We start from the raw sequence: 18233 nt of genomic DNA on the forward strand, positions 1-18233 counted from the left end.
CAGTCCCCATGCATCCATCTGCCATAGGCCTGGCGTGCACAAAGGACAAACGTGGTTGCTTTTGTTGTGACCGTAAATTAACGGCGCAAGCCGAGCTTTTCGATCAGGGTGCTGTAACGCTGAACGTCTTTGTTCTTGAGGTACGTCAGCAGCTTACGGCGTTGGCCTACCATTTTAAGCAGACCGCGACGAGAGTGGTGATCCTTCTTGTGCGTCTTCAGATGGCTGGTCAAATTGACGATGTTTTCCGTAAGAATTGCGATTTGCACTTCAGGAGATCCTGTATCGTTCTCATGCGTTTTATGAGTTTGGATTAATTCCTGTTTGCGTTCTTGAGTCAATGCCATTCCAATTCACCTCCATAAATAGTCTAATCATCCTTTAGCCCAGAGATCGTCGGAGTGTTCGATTCTCCATGCCAAGGCTTCTTTATTGTCCCGCTTTTCAATCCCAATGGGACCCAGTCGAGCAACGAAACAAAGTATATCATATTTCGTCTATAAAAGTAAAATCATATTATAAGTTTGGCATGGATCTTCGCTCGGCTACGATAGAACGTGCATGCTCCGCATCCATGCGGATTTGAGAAATCAACTCCTCAACGGAGGCAAACTTCCTTTCAGGGCGAATAAACTCCAGCAGCTCCACTTCAATTGACTCACCGTAAACCATTTCGGAGAAATCAAACAAATGGGCTTCCAGTACGGGCTGTAAAAGTCCAGTATCGAACGTCGGCTTGACCCCGACATTCATTACGCCGCCAACTTTTTGTCCACGCACGGAGGCAAGAACGGCGTACACGCCATAGGCCGGGATCACGAAAGCTTCCGTTACCTCGATATTTGCCGTAGGAAAACCGATCGTACGGCCGCGTCCGTCACCGTGAACCACTGTCCCTTGAAGCTTGTAACAGCGTCCCAAAAGCTCACCGGCTTCCTTCACATCACCGCCTAAAAGCAGGCTGCGGATTTGCGTACTGCTTACCTTCTCTCCGTGACGAAGGAACGGACGTATCACCTCTACGGCAAACCGCCCTGCAGCCAGCTCGCAAAGGATGTCCGGTGTACCCGCACCCTTAAAACCGAAGGTAAAGTCAAATCCGACAAATACCGTGTTCACTCTTAAAGGAATAAGCATTTGTTCGACAAACTGCTCGGGGGACACACGCATCAGGGATTCGTTAAAATCAACAATGTAAGTCGTATGAACTCCAAGCGCTTCAAGCTGCTCCTGCTTAGCAGCAAGCGGTGTGAGCAGCTGGGTGTATTTATCAATCCCAAGAACTTGGCGGGGATGGGGGTGAAACGTCATAATTGCAGCCGGAAGCCGCAATTCGGTCCCCCGCTCCACCGCACGACGAATCACTTCCCGATGACCGAGATGTACTCCGTCAAATTCGCCGATAGCCAGCACTTGGGAGTCGGCATTACACGCCTCAGGCAGCGGAAACTTTAGCTGTACCGTATGCATCGTACTTTATTTCACCTACATTTCTATAGGGCAGGCACAGCCGCCCATCCTCAAGAAAAGATTTTGTTTGGCAATAAAAGACCGTGCTGAGGGTCCCATTCAAAAATACCGATCAAACGCCCGTCGCCCGAGAATCCGGCAATAGGCTTACCGGGTTCCGCTTGCGAATGGTTCGTCTGCGGCCAATCCGGCCTCAAACGAATTTTTTGTCCTAACAGCGCTTGACGGGTGGATTCATTATCCAAACGGACCGACGGCAAACAGCTTCGCACATGTTCCATCGGGATCAGCTTTTCCGAGAGAGTGCCTTGTTCGTGCAGCTCTTCCACCTGTTCTAAGGTCAAGCACTGATTCGGACCGATGTTCCCCGAAGACGTTCGCACCAATTCTCCCATCACCGCAGGAATCCCAAGCGCTTCACCAATGTCGGAGCACAGCGTTCGAATGTATGTTCCCTTGGAACAGTTCACTCGGAACCGGACCTCAGGAAATTCTCCCGACCAATCGGTTTTCAACACATCTATACTATAAATCGTCACGGTACGGGCCTTGCGCTCAACCTCAACGCCCTGCCGCGCAAGCTCGTACAAGCGCTTGCCCTCCACCTTCACTGCAGAAAACATCGGCGGTACTTGCTCGATGGTTCCAACGAACTTTGCAATCGTTTCAGTCACCTGCTGAGGCGTCACCTTGTTTCCGATGTTCTCCACCCGCTGCAGTTCTTGTCCGCTCAGATCCTGCGTATCCGTTGAAAGACCCAAACGCAGTACGGCTTCATAAGATTTTGGCATCTCCTGCACGTACTCGACCAACCGGGTGGCTCGACCGATACAAAGCGGCAGCACACCTGTCACTTGGGGATCCAGTGTGCCTGTATGGCCGATCCGCTTGATTCTTACGATCCGGCGGACCTTTGCCACAACATCATGGGAGGTAAAGCCTTTCGGCTTCCAAACCGGTAAAATGCCCTCGAGCGTCATGTGAGTTCCTTCCCTACTTCCTGGACAATCAGTCCAATCGCTTCCTCAATACTGCCGCTAATCGTACAACCGGCCGCACGTACGTGTCCACCGCCTCCGAAGCGCTTGGCTATGACAGCCACGTCTGCGCGACCCGCAGAACGTAAGCTGACTTTTACCGTGCCGGGCCGCTTCTCCTTGAACAGCATTCCGACCTCAACGCCCTCCACATTGCGGGCATAGTTGACCAGTCCGTCCATATCCTCGGAAGTCGCATTGGTAGAAGACAAATCTTCCTGGGTAACATAAAGCCAAGCCGCCCGATCGTTATGGGCGAAGGACAGCGTACTCAAGCTGCGCTTAAGCAGCGACACCTGAGCGTACGTCATCGTTTCGAGCAGTCTCTCGGCGAGCTCATGTCCTTGAACGCCATGCTCCAGCATAGCTGCAGCAATCTGCAGCACTTTAGGAGAGGTATTGGAGTAACGGAAGCCGCCTGTATCGGTAAGAAGACCGGAATATATGCAAATATTCAACTCAAGGGTCAGCTCCAAGCCAAGCTCCAGCGCCAGATCATACAGCACTTCTACTGTAGCTGCAGCATCCGCCCGTACCAGATTGACTTGCCCAAAGTTATCGTTTGTCGCATGATGATCAATATTTAACAGCTTATATTCCTCTGAAAAGCAGCCCTGAACTTGGCCAATACGCTCAAAGTCAGCGCAGTCAACCGAAATGACGGTCCCGAACTTCCGTTCGGGATATTCCGATTCATAAGGGATGACAGAGAACGATCCGGCCATGTACATAAACTTCTCCGGAATGCGCCCCTCATTGATCAATGTAAAGCTTTTATTGAGGGACCGGAGCATCCATGCCATAGCAAACGTAGAACCGGCGGCATCCCCGTCAGGCTGGACATGGGATACCACCAGAAAATCGTCGTTATTGCGAATAAACTCAGCCGCTGATCGAAGCTGCGCTTCATAACCGGAATCGATCATACATTCGGGTTCTCCTCTTTAATTTGCTGAAGGAGCCCTTGAATCTTCGAACCATAATCAATCGACTCGTCGAATTTGAACAGCAGTTCCGGAATCTTTCGCATCCGAATTCGCTTGCCAAGTTCCGAACGGATAAAACCGGTACTGCGGGTCAGTGCCTTCAACGTTACTTCCTTTTGCTCATCGGTGCCAAGAACGCTCAAAAAGACTTTCGCCTGAGAAAAATCATTCGTTACATCCACACCAGTTACCGTAATAAAACCAATGCGGGGGTCTTTTAACTCCGACTGGATGATTTGACTCAGCTCTTTTTTGATTTGCTCTCCGACTCTGCCCACACGAATTTTAGCCATATGCGGATCACCTCTCTACAGTTTCCATTACGAAGGCTTCAATGGTGTCTCCTTCTTTAATATCATTGTATTTGTCCAGAGATATACCACATTCGTAACCTTGAGCGACCTCTTTGGCGTCGTCCTTGAACCGCTTGAGGGAATCGATCTTTCCTTCGTAAACCACGATGCCGCCACGAACCAGGCGTACTTCGGCGTTGCGCGTGATTTTGCCATCAGTCACCATACAACCGGCAATCACGCCGACTTTGGACACTTTAAAGATATTGCGCACTTCCGCATGACCGATAACGACTTCTTTATATTCCGGATCAAGAAGCCCTTTCATGGCCTGCTCAATCTCTTCCATCACTTTGTAGATGATGCTGTGCAAACGAATATCGACTTTCTCCTGATCCGCCGTATTCTTCGCCTGCGGCTCAGGACGGACGTTAAATCCGATAACAATCGCATTGGAAGCCGAAGCCAAAATAACATCGGATTCCGTCACGGCACCTACGCCGCTGTGAATAATTTTAACCCGTGCGCCTTCGACATCGATTTTTTCGAGCGAGCCTTTGAGAGCTTCGGCAGAACCTTGTACGTCAGCCTTAATAATGACGTTGAGATCCTTAATCTCGCCTTCCTTGATCTGTTTGTACAGATCGTCCAGCGTTACGCGGGCATTGGCCCCCATCTCAGATTGACGCAATGTCACCGCGCGCTTCTCAGCAATGGCTCTTGCTTTACGTTCGTCTTCAAATGCGAGGAACGGATCTCCAGCCTGCGGAACCTCGGTTAAACCTGTAATCTCAACCGGTGTGGAAGGTCCTGCTTCTTTGAGCTTCCGGCCTTTGTCATTTACCATCGCACGCACGCGGCCGAAGCAAACGCCGGCAACGAAGCTGTCGCCTACCTTAAGCGTACCGTGCTGGATCAGGACGCGTGCAACCGGCCCTTTACCCTTATCCAGCTCGGCTTCGATGACCGTACCTCTTGCCCGTTTATTCGGGTTGGCTTTAAATTCCTGTACTTCGGAGACCAGCAAAATCATGTCGAGCAGGTTTTCAAGACCAATGCGCTGTTTAGCGGAAATGTTGCAGAAGATTGTATCTCCGCCCCACTCTTCCGGCACCAGTTCGTATTCCGTCAGCTCCTGCTTGATGCGGTCTGCGTTAGCATCCGGTTTATCGATTTTGTTAACCGCAACGATAATCGGTACGTTAGCCGCTTTGGCGTGGCTGATCGCCTCAATCGTTTGCGGCATAACGCCGTCATCCGCTGCTACAACAATGATCGTAATATCCGTCACTTGAGCACCGCGAGCACGCATTGATGTGAACGCTGCGTGACCGGGAGTATCCAAGAACGTGATTTTTTTGCCGTGAGTTTCCACTTGATACGCACCGATATGCTGTGTAATGCCTCCGGCTTCGCCTTCCGTAACATTCGTCTTGCGGATCGCATCCAGCAGTGTCGTTTTACCATGGTCAACGTGACCCATGATCGTTACAACCGGCGGACGCTCCAGCAAATCAGCCTCGTCGTCATTCTCCTCGAACTGCTCGAACTTATCTTCCTCAACCGGAATTTTCAGTTCAACCTCCACACCATAATCGGAAGCCAGCAATTGGATTGCATCCAAATCGAGTTCTTGGTTGATTGTAGCCATGACACCCAAGAACAGCAGCTTCTTGATTACCTCGGAAGCGTCCTTGTGAAGTGCCTTAGCCAGCTCACCTACCGTCATCGTTCCGCGAACGATAATTTTCTTAGGCGTATTGTCGATTTTCGGCTTTGGAGGCTCAGACGGATTTTTGCCGCCTTTGCCTTGGAACCTTTGGTTACCGCGGTTTTGAGGCCCTCTGCCGCCGCCGGATTTAAAATCATCAAAACGTCTTTGACCCGGTTTTGCTTTCTGTTTTCCTGCGCCTCTATTGTTTGCTGCATTATTATCGTCCACTTCAACATGAGCCGCATTGCCAACCGGCCTGGATGGTCCGGAAGCTGCAGGACGGTTGCCGCCGCTGCGCTGGTCAAATCCGCCTCTGCGGGCATCTCCTCTTTGACCCTGTTGGCCTCCGCCTTGCTGGCCTTGAGCTTGCGGCCGCTGTCCGGGACCTCGTCCTCCTTGGCTGCCGCCGCCCGATGAGCCTTGGCCTCCTCGGTTAAAACCGCCTCCCTGGCCTTGACCCGAGCCTCCCGGACCGCGGCGCTCCCCTTGAGGACGTCCGCCTCCTTGACCGCCTTGACGATTCTGACCTTGCCCTTGTCTGTTGTCGCCCTGCGGTCTGCCGGATTGTCCGCCTCCCTGGCCCTGTGGTCTGCCAGTAGAAGGTCCGCCGCTTGGTCTAGGCGCCGCCGATTGAACCTGCGCTGCCGGCTGTCTTTGCTCCGGTTTAGGCTGAACCGCTACCGTCTGCTGCTTAGGTTCTTGGCGTCCCGCCGGTTTGTCGACCGGTTTATCGGCCGATTTGGCGACGGCCGCTGCTCCGTCGTTTCTTTTTGCTGCCGCATTCGCTTTAACATCTTTGAAAAACTTCTCTACACTTTCCACCGCATCATTCTCCATTACGCTCATATGATTGTTAACCGGCTTGCCCAGTCGTTTTAAAATCGTGATAATCTCTTTACTGCTCATGTTCAGTGATTTTGCATACTCATACACTCTAACTTTATCTTTATTATTGTCTTGTTTAGTCAATACAGTCCACCTCCGTGCGTTCTCCTACTGCTTCAACATGCGCGCAAATCCCGCGTCCGTTACCGCAATAACGACCCGCGTTTCCTTACCGATGCTTGCCCCAAGCTGATCCCGACGGCCGTACTGATGAATAGGAACTCCATAATAACTACATTTATCGTTAATTTTTTTGAAGGTGCCTTCGGATGCGTCTTCGGCAATGATCACCAGCTTCGCCTGGCCGCTTCGTACCGCCTCAATGACCATGTCTTCTCCGGTGACCAGCTTTCCCGCCCTCATGGCCAGACCTAAATTAGAAAAAAATTTATCATTCTTCATGTTCATCGCCCACCGCATCTTTCATGGCAATAAACTCGTCTTCCGCCTGAATGAAATCCTGTTCCAAGGTATCGTAAATATCCGGATGGACCGGAGACTTCAATGCTCGGTCCAATGCACGCGATTTTTTGGCCAGCCTAAAGCAGGACTGCTTTCCGCATAAATAAGCTCCGCGGCCCGCCCGCTTTCCCGTCAGATCGATATGAAGCTCGCCGTCGGGAGTCTTTACCACACGGATGAGTTCTTTTTTCGACATCATTTGCTGGCAGGCAACGCATTTGCGCAGAGGTGTTTTTCGCTGCTTCATCGTTTCATCCCTCCCGTATGGATAATCAACCGCCCCGCCCGTTTTAATCGATGCTGACCGAATCCTGATGCATTTCTTCAGATTCCGATTTAGGACGTCCGTACTCCTGTTCCGCTTGCGTTTCGCTCTTGATATCGATCTTCCAACCGGTCAGCTTGGCGGCAAGCCGCGCATTCTGTCCCTTAATTCCGATCGCAAGGGATAGCTGATAATCCGGAACAATCACTCGAGCCATTTTTTCGCTTTCGAACACCTGTACTTCCAGAACCTTGGAAGGACTGAGGGCATTGGCCACATATTCTTCCACATTCTCCATCCAGCGGACAATATCGATTTTCTCACCTTTGAGCTCGCTGACGATCGTTTGTACCCGCATGCCCTTGGGGCCTACGCAGGAGCCGACCGGATCCACCTCATCATTGCGGGAATACACGGCGATCTTGGAGCGGAACCCGGCTTCCCTGGCTACCGAACGGATCTCTACGACACCATCGAAAATTTCCGGAACCTCCAGCTCGAACAAGCGTTTAAGCAGCCCTGGATGGGTACGTGAGAGGACAATTTGCGGACCTTTGGTCGTATTTTCCACTTTTGTGATGTATGCTTTAACCCGATCGCCTTGCTTGAATTTATCCGTAGGCATCAGCTCGGTAAGCGGCATAACCGCCTCGATCTTGCCAAGATCAATGTACAGATTACGCTGATCCTGACGCTGTACGATCCCGTTAACGATATCTTCTTCCTTGTCCACATATGCGTTATAGATCAAACCTCGTTCCGCTTCGCGAATCCGCTGCGTAACAACCTGCTTGGCAGTCTGCGCCGCGATACGTCCGAAGTCGCGCGGTGTCACTTCAATTTCTACAATATCATTCAATTGATAGTTTTGGTTCATTTCCCGGGCGGCATGAAGCGAAATCTCCAGACGGGGATCAAGCACTTCGTCTACTACGGTCTTGCGTGCATAAACTTTAATAAGCCCGGTGTGGCGGTTGATATCGACACGAACGTTCTGGGCTGTATTGAAGTTTCGCTTATAACTGGAAATCAAGGCCGCCTCGATGGCATCGATGAGCACTTCCTTGGCAATGCCCTTTTCTCTTTCAATTTCATTTAATGCTTCAATAAAATCCATGTTCATTTGAATGGAGTTCCCCCTCTCGTATAATGCGAAACCTGACTAAAAGCAAAGCTTCATCAGAACACAATGGCAAGACGTGCGCTTGCCACCTTCGCAAAAGGAATCACATGCTGCTTCTTGCCGATCTCAACTACAACCGTTTGCTCGTCAAACGAAATCAGCTTACCCTCGAATTCTTTTAACCCGTCAATCGGCTCATAGGTGGTAATGAAGACATGCTCCCCTACCGCTTTGTAATAATCTTGTGTTTTCTTTAAAGGGCGCTCCGCTCCCGGAGACGAAACCTCAAGGAAATAGGCAGTTGGGATCGGGTCCTTTTCGTCCAGCTTTGCACTCAAATATTCACTGATGCGCCCGCAGTCATCAATGTCAATGCCGCCTTCTTTATCGACATAAACGCGCAAAAACCAGTTGGCGCCCTCTTTAACGTACTCAATGTCGACCAACTCAAATCCGTTCTCGTCCAAAAAGGGCTGGACCAGCTCTTCCACTGTGGATTTGATATGTGTGCTCAACCTGTTTCCTCCTATTCAGTCGCATGAATGCCTTATACAAAATGTAAAGAGTGGGTTTCCCCACTCTCTGGTTACGAGATATAACATTGTTACCGTAGAAGATTATACCATAAGTTCCGTTCATTTTGCAATCATAATGAAAATGGCAACCCCGTCCGTTTAAAACAGCGAAAGCTGGTTTGTTTCCGGCAAACCGCGGAAACATCCCATGCCGGCCAGAATTTCAACAATGGTTTTCGACGCTTTGCTGCGCGTCTGGAAATCCTCGATGGACAGGAACGGCCCATCGTTTTTGGCAGCCGCAATATTTTTGGCCGCGTTTTCTCCGATCCCTGCGATCGCGGAGAACGGAGGAATGAGCGAATCGCCGTCGATCAGAAACTTCGTAGCGTCCGATTTGTACAGGTCAATGCTCTTGAACGTGAATCCGCGCGCAGTCATTTCCAATGCCATCTCGAGAATAGAAATCATATTTTTTTCTTTCGGCAGAGCTTGAAAACCCTTTTCCTCAATCTCGATCAGCCTGCGAAGAATAGCGTCATAGCCCTGGCAGAGGAGGTCAATCTCAAAGTCCGTCGCCCGGACAGAGAAATAGGTCGCGTAGTAAGCGATCGGATGGTACAGCTTAAAGTAAGCGGTACGCACGGCGGAAATAACGTAAGCTGAGGCATGCGCCTTAGGAAACATGTACTCGATCTTCTCGCAGGAGTCGATGTACCATTGCGGGACATTATGCTTCTTCATGTCTTCCTTCCACTCATCGGTAAGCCCTTTACCCTTACGCACGCTCTCGGTAATTTTAAACGCGAGTCCCGCATCCATCCCCGCTTTATAAATCAAGTACAGCATAATATCGTCACGGCAGCCAATCACGGTTTTGATTGTACATATGCCTTTTTTGATCAGCTCTTGCGCATTGCCGAGCCACACTCCGGTTCCGTGGGACAATCCTGAAATTTGCAGCAGATCCGCGAAGCTGCTCGGTTTCGCCTCTTCCAGCATCTGACGAACAAATTTCGTCCCCATCTCCGGAACGCCGTACGTCGCAACCGGTGTACGGATCTTCTCCGGCGTCACGCCAAGCGCTTCTACGGAGTTGAACATACTCATCACCTTCGGATCGTTCATCGGAATGGTTGTCGGATCCACTCCCGTCAAATCCTGCAGCATCCGCATCATGGTCGGATCATCGTGTCCCAGTATATCAAGCTTGAGCAAATTGGCATCAAACGCGTGATAATCGAAATGCGTTGTCTTCCATTCCGCACTGGTGTCGTCGGCCGGGTATTGAACAGGGGTAATATCATTCACATCAATATAATCCGGAACGACAACGATACCCCCGGGATGCTGTCCTGTGCTTCGCTTAACCCCGGTACAGCCCATAGCCAGTCGGTTCAGCTCCGCGCCACGCCACTTTTGACCTTTCTCTTCTTCATATTTTTTGACAAAGCCGTATGCCGTCTTTTCCGCTACCGTACCGATCGTCCCGGCTCGGAATACGCTCTTCTCGCCAAACAGCACCTTCGTATAGTTATGAGCATGCGGCTGATATTCACCGGAAAAGTTAAGATCGATATCGGGAACCTTATCCCCTTTAAAGCCTAGGAACGTTTCAAACGGAATGTCTTGGCCTTCGCCTTTCAGCTTCTCGCCGCACTTCGGGCAGTCTTTATCCGGAAGGTCGAAGCCGCTTGGAACCGATCCGTCGAGTATCCATTCGCTGTGTTGGCACGATTTGCATACATAATGAGGGGGCAGAGGGTTAACCTCGGATATGCCCAGAAACGTAGCAACGACGGAAGAGCCGACAGATCCCCGGGAGCCGACGAGATAGCCGTCCTGGTTCGATTTTTTTACCAGCCGTTCGGAGATCAAATAGTTTGCCGAAAAGCCGTACTTAATGATCGGCACCAATTCCTTCTCCAGCCGCGCCGTCACCACTTCCGGAATCGGCTCCCCGTAAATCTGCCGCGCGGTTTCGTAACAGGTGTTGCGGATTTCATCATCCGCTCCCTCGATAATCGGTGTGAACAGCTTTGTCGGGAAAAGCTCCAGCTCCTCGAACTGATCGGCAAGCTCGGAGGTGTTCTTGACTACAACCTCGTAGGCTATATCTTTGCCCAAGTATTCGAATTCTTCCAACATTTCTTTGGTTGTCCGGAAATGAACGTCCGGCTTACGGATATCTTTCAGCGGACTAAAGCCCGTAATTCCGTGAATCGTAATATCACGTGAAATTTTTTCGCGCGGATGCAGGTAATGCACATTACCTGTGGCAATGACCGGCTTGCCGAGTTTGCGCCCGATCCCGATAATTTTGCGGTTCGCATCCTCCAGCTGCGCAGGACTTCCCACCAGACCTTTTTCCACCAAATGCATATTGATGCCGGTCGGTTGAATTTCCAACACATCATAGAACGCAGCAACATTCTCCGCTTCCTCCAAGGATTTGTTGAGCACGGTCTCAAAAAACTCGCCTTTTTCGCACCCGGAAGCAATAATAAGCCCTTCGCGCATTTCCTGAAGCTTGCTTTTGGGAATGCAGGCCACCCGGTGAAAGTATTCCGTATGGGATAAGGATACTAGCGTGAACAAATTCTTTTTGCCTGTCATGTCCTTGGCATAAATACAGCAGTGAAACGGCCGCTGTGTAGCCAGATTCTTGCCGACCTGATCGTTAAGGCGATCCAGCTGCGTATATCCCCTGTCCGCCGCTTCCTTCAATAGATGAAACAGTACGAACCCGAGCGCAATCGAATCGTCGATCGCCCGGTGGTGATTGTCCAAGCTCACCTTGAACTTATCCGCCAACGTATTGAGCCGGTGGTTTTTGAGTGTCGGGAACAATAGACGCGACAGCTCCAGCGTATCCAGCACCGGATTTTTCACTTCTTGCAAGCCAAGCCGCTTGCCATTGGCCTGAATAAATCCGATATCAAACCTGGCGTTGTGTGCCACCAGAATACTGTCCCCTACAAACTCGATAAACTTGGGAAGCATCTCTTCGAGCTCCGGGGCACCCTTTACCATATCATCGGTGATGTTGGTCAGCTGCTGAATGTTATATGGTATCCGCTCATGAGGATCGATGAACGTAGCAAAACGGTCAATCTCCTTGCCTTCTTTCATTTTGACGCCGGCGATTTCAATAATTTTGTTGCTGGTTACGGACAACCCGGTCGTCTCGATGTCAAAAATAACGTACTCTGCCTCGGCAAGCGAGATGTCGGTCGCATTCATGACCACTTGAACCGAATCGTCAATCACATTGGCCTCAAGTCCGTATATGACTTTAATGCCGTGCTTCTTTGAAGCTTTATAGGCTTCAGGGAAGCTTTGAACCCCGCTGTGATCCGTCACGGCGATCGCTTTATGCCCCCACTTGGCCGCCGTTTTAATATATTGATCCACAGGCGTAATGCCGTCCATCGTGCTCATCGACGTATGCAAATGAAACTCAACGCGCTTCTCCTCCGCATTATCCTTACGGTCCGGCGGCGCTACGACTTCATTAATATCCGATGGAATCATAACCAGCTCGGGGATTTGCATGAAACGGTCGTACTCGACCCGCCCGCGCAGCTTCAACCATTTGCCGTTGGTAATGAGGTTATAGATTTTAACGTCTTCCTTCGTTTTGGCGAACGCCTTAACCATAATGGAATCGGTATAATCCGTGACGTTAAACATATATAAGGTGCTTCCGTTTTTCAACTCCTTGACGTCCATGCCGAAAACAGTTCCCTGCACCGTAATTTTCTTCTCCTCGTCCTGCACCTCTTGCAGCGGTACAGCCGGTTCCTTGATATCATAGCCAACCATCAGCTTGATTTCTTCATCCGACTGCGAAGCCGCCTCGTTCTCCGCTTCTACCGCCGTCATGATAAAGCTTGTGACCTCTTTTTCTTCCTGCGCAATCTGCTTTGCAAATTTTTTCATCTCTTGCTCCCGTGATCCGCTCACGGCATACTTCACATGAAATTCAACGCCGAAAAAATTACTGAAATAGCTTTGAATCAAACCGCCGATATTTTTCTTCTTCGCAAGCTCAAGCCCGATGGAATCCAGCAGATGAAGCGTCAGCACATTTTCCTTAACTTCAATATGCGCTTTGGTCATCCACCCGTTGATGGATGCCGCTTCTCTTTGCACCCACTCGATAAACATACCCCAATACTCGTGCGCCACCGCTTCGGGCTTCACATCGGCGGTGTACTGAAGCACGAATCGAATCGCGGCGATATGTGAAAACTTATCGCGTATCATCTTGCAGAAGGAACGGTAAATGTCAGAGGGCACGACTTGCCTTTTAACGATAAAGAAGACCCATTCCTTATTTTTGCGACTCGTCTCTACCTTATCAATGTACCCGTCCGAAAAAAAAGACTGAACGACATCCGTCGGAACGCCCGCCTGATGCATCAGCATCTCAAACCTGTCGCGCTTTTGCGCCGCACTGCTGCTGCTCATCTTGACCTCCTCTGTAACTTCTGACCGAAGCCTGTTCGATGAAGAACTATTCTTGTCATATAACCAAAAAATAAGGGGCTTGTATGGACAAACCCCTCATGTTTGGTGTCTTCATATTTTAGTAAGCTCGTCCGAACAAAACGGTATGCTTGGCGTCCGAACCGCAGACGAGGCATTTGGTTTTGGTCGTACCGGGCTCAAAAGGGATATTGCGGCTCGTGGCGCCGGTCTCTTCCTTCACATGCGCTTCACAAGCCTCGGAACCGCACCAGCCGGAAAGAGCGAAGCCCCGTTTCTGTTCGAGGAACGACTTCAGCTCATCCATCGAGTCCGCCTCCGTCATATTTTCATCCCGGAAGCGCTTGGCTCGATCATACATTTCCTGCTGCGTCTCCGTCAATAGCTTTTGTACTTCTTCTACAAATTGGTCTTGGGATACCATACGCTTCTCACCGGTAATCCGGGATACCAATACCACTTGACCATTTTCCATATCGCGCGGTCCAAGCTCGACGCGAACCGGAATACCCCGCATTTCATATTCATTGAATTTCCAACCCGGACTTTGATCTTGACGGTCATCCACTTTTACACGCACGCCGGCCTTCTTCAACTGATCATAAAGCTCATTGACACGGCCCACCACCTGATCCCGGGTTTTAGGCGGTCCGATCGGAATCATTACGACCTGCGTCGGAGCCACTTTCGGCGGCATAGCAAGCCCGCGGTCATCGCCATGAACCATGATCAAGGCGCCGATCAGCCGTGTGCTCACGCCCCACGAGGTTGTGTGGCAGAATTGATGCTGGTTCTCCCGATCCAAATATTTGATGTCGAAAGCTACGGCAAAATTCGTACCCAAATAATGAGAGGTGCCGGCCTGTACCGCTTTTCCGTCCTTCATCATAGCTTCGATAGAATATGTATCGACAGCTCCGGCGAATTTCTCAGACGGTGTTTTTTGTCCCATGATGACAGGAATCGCAAGAAAATTTTCCGCAAAATCACGGTAAATTTCCAGCATCTGCATCGTTTCTTTACGGGCATCCGCCTCATCCTCATGCGCCGTATGACCTTCCTGCCAGAGGAATTCACTCGTACGCAGGAACGGTTGGGTACGCTTTTCCCACCGGACAACGTTTGCCCACTGGTTGATGAGCAGCGGCAGATCCCGGTAAGAGTTGATCCACTCGGAATACATATGCCCTATCATCGTTTCGGAGGTCGGGCGAATAGCCAATCGTTCTTCCAGCTTCTCCCCTCCCGCTTCAGTTACCCAAGGAAGCTCGGGATTGAACCCTTCAACGTGTTCTTTCTCCTTCTGAAAAAAGCTTTCAGGGATAAACATCGGAAAATAGGCGTTGCGGTGTCCGGTTTCTTTAAACCTGGCATCCAGTTCTCTCTGGATATTCTCCCATATCTCATAGCCGTCCGGTTTAAACACGATACAGCCGCGCACCGGAGAATAGCTCATTAGATCCGCTTTTTTGATTGTATCAATGTACCAGCGCGAGAAATCTTCGCTTTGCGGCGTAATTTCCTTTACAAATTGTTTTTCCTGTTTTGAATTCGACGTCATTATGATTTTCCCCCTACAGAAGGCAATTCGTTATCCGTTGATCAAACGTAAAATATCGTTATAGGTTACGGCTATCATAAGCAGCATCAGCATGGCGAAGCCGACAAAATGAACCATGCTCTCACGGCTTGGATCAACCGGTTTGCCGCGCACCGCCTCAAGTCCCAAAAAGACAAGACGGCTTCCGTCCAAAGCCGGAATCGGCAGGAGATTGAACAGCCCCAAATACAGACTCATGATTGCGGTCCAAGAAATATACTGCGCCCATCCTGCGCTGGCCTGCTCACTTGTAAATTCAACAATCCGGACAGGACCTCCCAGATCGTCCATCTTGAACTGCAGCGTTGCCAGCTTCCCGAAGCCATCTAAAATAAGCATGGTAGCAGAGGAAAGACTATTCCAGCCGCTCTTCAGTCCTTCCATTACGCTAGCCGGTCTTGTCTCGGCAATAAGCGATACGCCAACGCGTATGACACCGTCCTTATCCATTGCCGGTATCACCTGCTTTTGGATGTTCTCCCCATTACGTTCAATCGTCCAAACCATGGGTTGATTCACAGAGCCTTGAATGAGTGACGTCAGCTTGTTGCGATCCGCTCCGATATTTACTCCGTTGACGTTTAAAATCAAATCTCCTGCTTGAAGCCCTGCTTGCTGAGCGGCGGAACCCGGTACCGTATCGGCAATTTTGACTTTATCCGGCACGCCGGCAATAAAAACCACCGCTACGAAAAGAACGAATGCCAGGATAAAGTTCATCATAGGCCCGGCAAATATCGATAGAGCTCTCTGGCCGACCGTCTTGCTTCCAAATTGACGGTCCCAAGGAGCAATTTGCGTTTCTTTGTCTTTGCTGACCATCATGGCTTGGGGATGAACGGGCAACCGCAGGATTTCGCCGTCAACGTCTAGACGAATGAACAGCTTTTTCTCCAAATCGATCTGCTCAACCACACCTTCCAAGCTGCCTGTACGACTGTCAAAGTCGTTCAAATAAATGTGAGTGACTTGATCATTAGCCAGCTTTACAGCAATGCGCTGCCCCGGGTTAATCTGTACGATTTCCGGATCTTCTCCGGCCATTCTTACAAAACCGCCGATCGGAAGAAGACGCAAGGTATAACGGGTTTCATCCCGTTTAAAGGACAGCAGCTTCGGTCCGAACCCTATCGCAAACTCTCTAACCAAGATGCCTGCGCGTTTAGCAAAATAAAAATGTCCCCATTCATGAATCGATACGAGAACAAAAAACAAAAGTACAATTTGAAATATATTCTGCAGCGTCGCCAATGCTTTTACGGCCTCCTTAAGCACGAATGTTCACATCAAAATAGTCAGGGAAGGGCGTTTTTCCTTATCTTAAGATTAACATTAATGATGAAAGGAATACAAGCCAGCCGCCCCGTGATATGAACCTATGATCGGTTTACCGGAAAGATGCTTGCTGCTTTAAGCTCCCATGATGCTTGGGCTTACACGCTACGCGCGGTCAGCCTTGCCCATCGGTCGATTTCAAAGATCGCAGTTAAATCGGGAAACGCAACCGGCTCGTGCCGGGTCATCACTTGTTCAATGACATGCTCGATGTCCAAAAAGGCAATCTCCCTTTTTAAGAACCGGTCCACCGCTACCTCATTGGCCGCGTTATATACCGTCGGCATGGAGCCGCCGATTCTGCCGCTTTCATAAGCCATGCGCAGACACGGGTACCGCGAGAAGTCCATCTCACGAAAATGCAGCTTTCCGATATCGGCCAGACGCAGCCTTTCAACCGGTGTTTTCACCCGGTTCGGATACGTCAGAGCGTATTGAATCGGCACTCGCATATCGGGAAGCCCCATCTGAGCAATGACGCTGTAATCTTCAAACTCTACAAAGGAATGAATGATGCTCTCCGGATGGATAAGCACTTCAATCTGATCATAAGACAAATCAAACAGCCAATGGGCCTCTATCACTTCCAAGCCTTTGTTGACCATGGTTGCCGAATCGATCGTAATCTTTGCACCCATCGCCCAATTCGGATGCTTCAGCGCATCCTCTACCGTAACGTTCTTCAGTTCGTCGCGGGTACGGTCGCGGAAGCTTCCTCCGGAAGCAGTCAATGTAATCGTATGTATTTGATCCTGGCGTTCGCCTTGCAGGCACTGGAAAATAGCCGAATGCTCACTATCAATCGGCAGCAGACGAACCCCCCGCCGATTGGCAAGATCGGTTACCAAATGACCCGCGCTGACCAGGGTTTCTTTATTGGCCAAACCGATTTGTTTCCCGGCTTCTATGGCCGCAAGCGTCGGTGCCAGTCCTTGACTTCCAACAACCGCCGTAACGACAAACTCGGCATCCGTACCCGCAGCGATCTCGATCAGTCCCTCTTCCCCATAATACACCTGTACATCAGAGGGAATTTCCAGTGATAACTGCTCTGCCAGCTCCTTTGTCGCTACTGACGCCTTGCTTGGACGGAAGTGCCGGATTTGCTCCGCCAGCAGCTTGATATTATGCCCCCCTGATAAGCCTTCCACCTTGTACTGCTCCGGATAATGAGAAATAACATCCAGCGTTTGCGTACCAATGGAACCCGTGGAGCCCAGGATACTGATTTTTTTAACCATTCTTTACCTCCGGCTTAATTATACGTAAGGAATCAATGACAGCAGGTGCAAAAACGGAAAAACAATTAACCAGCTGTCCGTCCGGTCCAACACGCCGCCATGACCCGGAAGAATCGCACCGGTATCTTTGATGCCTTTGACCCGTTTATATGCAGACTGCATGAGATCACCCATTTGGCCGACAACGGCAATGACAAGTCCGATCCAAACCGCACGTGCGTAATCGATCAGCTCAGGTCTAAACCAGGCAAAAAGCAGCGCAACAAGGATCGAAATCACAATTCCGCCAATGGCGCCTTCCACTGATTTTTTGGGACTGATGGCCGGCCAAAGCGGTGTTTTCCCCAGCTTGGATCCAACAAAGTAGGCGCCGGAATCCGTCGACCATATGCAAAGAAAAACAAGCAATGTCCAGAACAAACCGTTGGCGGGCAGATCCCTTGTAGCAATCATATAATGAAAGCCGATACCGATATACACCATGCCGATAAAGGCCATTGCTATATGATCAATCGTTATTTTGTTTTTGGATATGACCGTCGCGGCCATAAAAAGGAACATAAGCAGCCAAACCAGCTGACTTAACGTGACGCCGGTATTATGCCACTGAAGCGTAAGAGCAAACACCCCTAAATAGCCAATGAATTCAATGGTTTTGTTCCCCTTGAGTCCGGTCATCCGCAGAAACTCATCATAACCGATCATCGACAATATCAATAGAAGTCCGGCAAACCAATAACCGCCCAAGTACAGCATGATAAAAAAAGCGATCCCTGCGACGACTCCCGTGACGATTCTCTGCTTCAATTCCATTCC

General features: G+C 50.1%; 15 protein-coding genes. All 15 read right to left on the bottom strand.

What is annotated here, in order from left to right; translation table 11 throughout:
* Positions 1 to 77: 77 nt before the first annotated feature.
* A complete protein-coding gene (rpsO, locus tag ACZYR9_RS01320) occupies positions 78 to 347 on the bottom strand; it encodes a 30S ribosomal protein S15 (RefSeq protein ID WP_488976644.1) in 270 nt (89 codons plus the stop codon).
* Between the two features lie 169 nt (positions 348 to 516).
* Positions 517 to 1470: a bifunctional riboflavin kinase/FAD synthetase gene (locus ACZYR9_RS01325; RefSeq protein WP_488976645.1), complete on the bottom strand. Its 954-nt coding sequence runs from the start codon at positions 1468 to 1470 to the stop codon at positions 517 to 519.
* A gap of 50 nt (positions 1471 to 1520) precedes the next feature.
* Entirely contained in the window at positions 1521 to 2450 is a 930-nt protein-coding gene (gene truB, locus ACZYR9_RS01330; RefSeq protein WP_488976646.1) for a tRNA pseudouridine(55) synthase TruB, read from the bottom strand.
* Positions 2447 to 3433 carry a DHH family phosphoesterase gene (locus ACZYR9_RS01335; protein WP_488976647.1) on the bottom strand — a complete coding sequence of 329 codons (987 nt, stop codon included), beginning with the start codon at positions 3431 to 3433 and terminating at the stop codon, positions 2447 to 2449. The genes truB and ACZYR9_RS01335 overlap by 4 nt, the downstream gene beginning before the upstream one ends.
* Positions 3430 to 3786, bottom strand: a complete 357-nt coding sequence (gene rbfA, locus ACZYR9_RS01340) for a 30S ribosome-binding factor RbfA (protein WP_488976648.1) — start codon at positions 3784 to 3786, stop codon at positions 3430 to 3432. The genes ACZYR9_RS01335 and rbfA overlap by 4 nt, the downstream gene beginning before the upstream one ends.
* 7 nt (positions 3787 to 3793) lie before the next feature.
* Entirely contained in the window at positions 3794 to 6469 is a 2676-nt protein-coding gene (gene infB, locus ACZYR9_RS01345) for a translation initiation factor IF-2 (protein ID WP_488976649.1), read from the bottom strand.
* 24 nt (positions 6470 to 6493) lie between these two features.
* The gene (locus tag ACZYR9_RS01350; protein ID WP_488976650.1) at positions 6494 to 6787 is read right to left on the bottom strand and encodes a YlxQ family RNA-binding protein; all 294 of its coding nucleotides are present in this window, start codon (positions 6785 to 6787) and stop codon (positions 6494 to 6496) included.
* Positions 6777 to 7094 carry an RNase P modulator RnpM gene (gene rnpM / locus ACZYR9_RS01355; protein WP_488976651.1) on the bottom strand — a complete coding sequence of 106 codons (318 nt, stop codon included), beginning with the start codon at positions 7092 to 7094 and terminating at the stop codon, positions 6777 to 6779. Before rnpM ends, ACZYR9_RS01350 begins: the two co-directional genes overlap by 11 nt.
* 43 nt (positions 7095 to 7137) lie before the next feature.
* On the bottom strand, positions 7138 to 8235 hold the full coding sequence (gene nusA / locus ACZYR9_RS01360; protein ID WP_488976652.1) for a transcription termination factor NusA: 1098 nt from the start codon (positions 8233 to 8235) through the stop codon (positions 7138 to 7140).
* Positions 8236 to 8291: 56 nt separating this feature from the next.
* Positions 8292 to 8750, bottom strand: a complete 459-nt coding sequence (gene rimP / locus ACZYR9_RS01365; RefSeq protein WP_488976653.1) for a ribosome maturation factor RimP — start codon at positions 8748 to 8750, stop codon at positions 8292 to 8294.
* Between the two features lie 159 nt (positions 8751 to 8909).
* Complete coding sequence (locus ACZYR9_RS01370; protein ID WP_488976654.1) at positions 8910 to 13223, bottom strand: PolC-type DNA polymerase III; 4314 nt, start codon at positions 13221 to 13223, stop codon at positions 8910 to 8912.
* A 118-nt stretch (positions 13224 to 13341) separates the two neighbouring features.
* Positions 13342 to 14802, bottom strand: a complete 1461-nt coding sequence (proS, locus tag ACZYR9_RS01375) for a proline--tRNA ligase (protein ID WP_488976655.1) — start codon at positions 14800 to 14802, stop codon at positions 13342 to 13344.
* A gap of 30 nt (positions 14803 to 14832) precedes the next feature.
* On the bottom strand, positions 14833 to 16092 hold the full coding sequence (gene rseP, locus ACZYR9_RS01380; RefSeq protein ID WP_488976656.1) for an RIP metalloprotease RseP: 1260 nt from the start codon (positions 16090 to 16092) through the stop codon (positions 14833 to 14835).
* Positions 16093 to 16274: 182 nt separating this feature from the next.
* Positions 16275 to 17417, bottom strand: a complete 1143-nt coding sequence (locus ACZYR9_RS01385; protein ID WP_488976657.1) for a 1-deoxy-D-xylulose-5-phosphate reductoisomerase — start codon at positions 17415 to 17417, stop codon at positions 16275 to 16277.
* Between the two features lie 18 nt (positions 17418 to 17435).
* A complete protein-coding gene (locus tag ACZYR9_RS01390; RefSeq protein WP_488976658.1) occupies positions 17436 to 18224 on the bottom strand; it encodes a phosphatidate cytidylyltransferase in 789 nt (262 codons plus the stop codon).
* Positions 18225 to 18233: the final 9 nt, after the last annotated feature.

The organism is Paenibacillus sp. F024, assembly GCF_057814255.1.

Excerpts from the sequence above, each read along its gene's own strand:
- rpsO (WP_488976644.1), bottom strand. The coding sequence starts at position 347 with ATGGCATTGACTCAAGAACGCAAACAGGAATTAATCCAAACTCATAAA.
- ACZYR9_RS01325 (WP_488976645.1), bottom strand. The coding sequence starts at position 1,470 with ATGCATACGGTACAGCTAAAGTTTCCGCTGCCTGAGGCGTGTAATGCC.
- truB (WP_488976646.1), bottom strand. The coding sequence starts at position 2,450 with ATGACGCTCGAGGGCATTTTACCGGTTTGGAAGCCGAAAGGCTTTACC.
- ACZYR9_RS01335 (WP_488976647.1), bottom strand. The coding sequence starts at position 3,433 with ATGATCGATTCCGGTTATGAAGCGCAGCTTCGATCAGCGGCTGAGTTT.
- rbfA (WP_488976648.1), bottom strand. The coding sequence starts at position 3,786 with ATGGCTAAAATTCGTGTGGGCAGAGTCGGAGAGCAAATCAAAAAAGAG.
- ACZYR9_RS01350 (WP_488976650.1), bottom strand. The coding sequence starts at position 6,787 with ATGAAGAATGATAAATTTTTTTCTAATTTAGGTCTGGCCATGAGGGCG.
- rnpM (WP_488976651.1), bottom strand. The coding sequence starts at position 7,094 with ATGAAGCAGCGAAAAACACCTCTGCGCAAATGCGTTGCCTGCCAGCAA.
- nusA (WP_488976652.1), bottom strand. The coding sequence starts at position 8,235 with ATGAACATGGATTTTATTGAAGCATTAAATGAAATTGAAAGAGAAAAG.
- ACZYR9_RS01370 (WP_488976654.1), bottom strand. The coding sequence starts at position 13,223 with ATGAGCAGCAGCAGTGCGGCGCAAAAGCGCGACAGGTTTGAGATGCTG.
- proS (WP_488976655.1), bottom strand. The coding sequence starts at position 14,802 with ATGACGTCGAATTCAAAACAGGAAAAACAATTTGTAAAGGAAATTACG.
- ACZYR9_RS01385 (WP_488976657.1), bottom strand. The coding sequence starts at position 17,417 with ATGGTTAAAAAAATCAGTATCCTGGGCTCCACGGGTTCCATTGGTACG.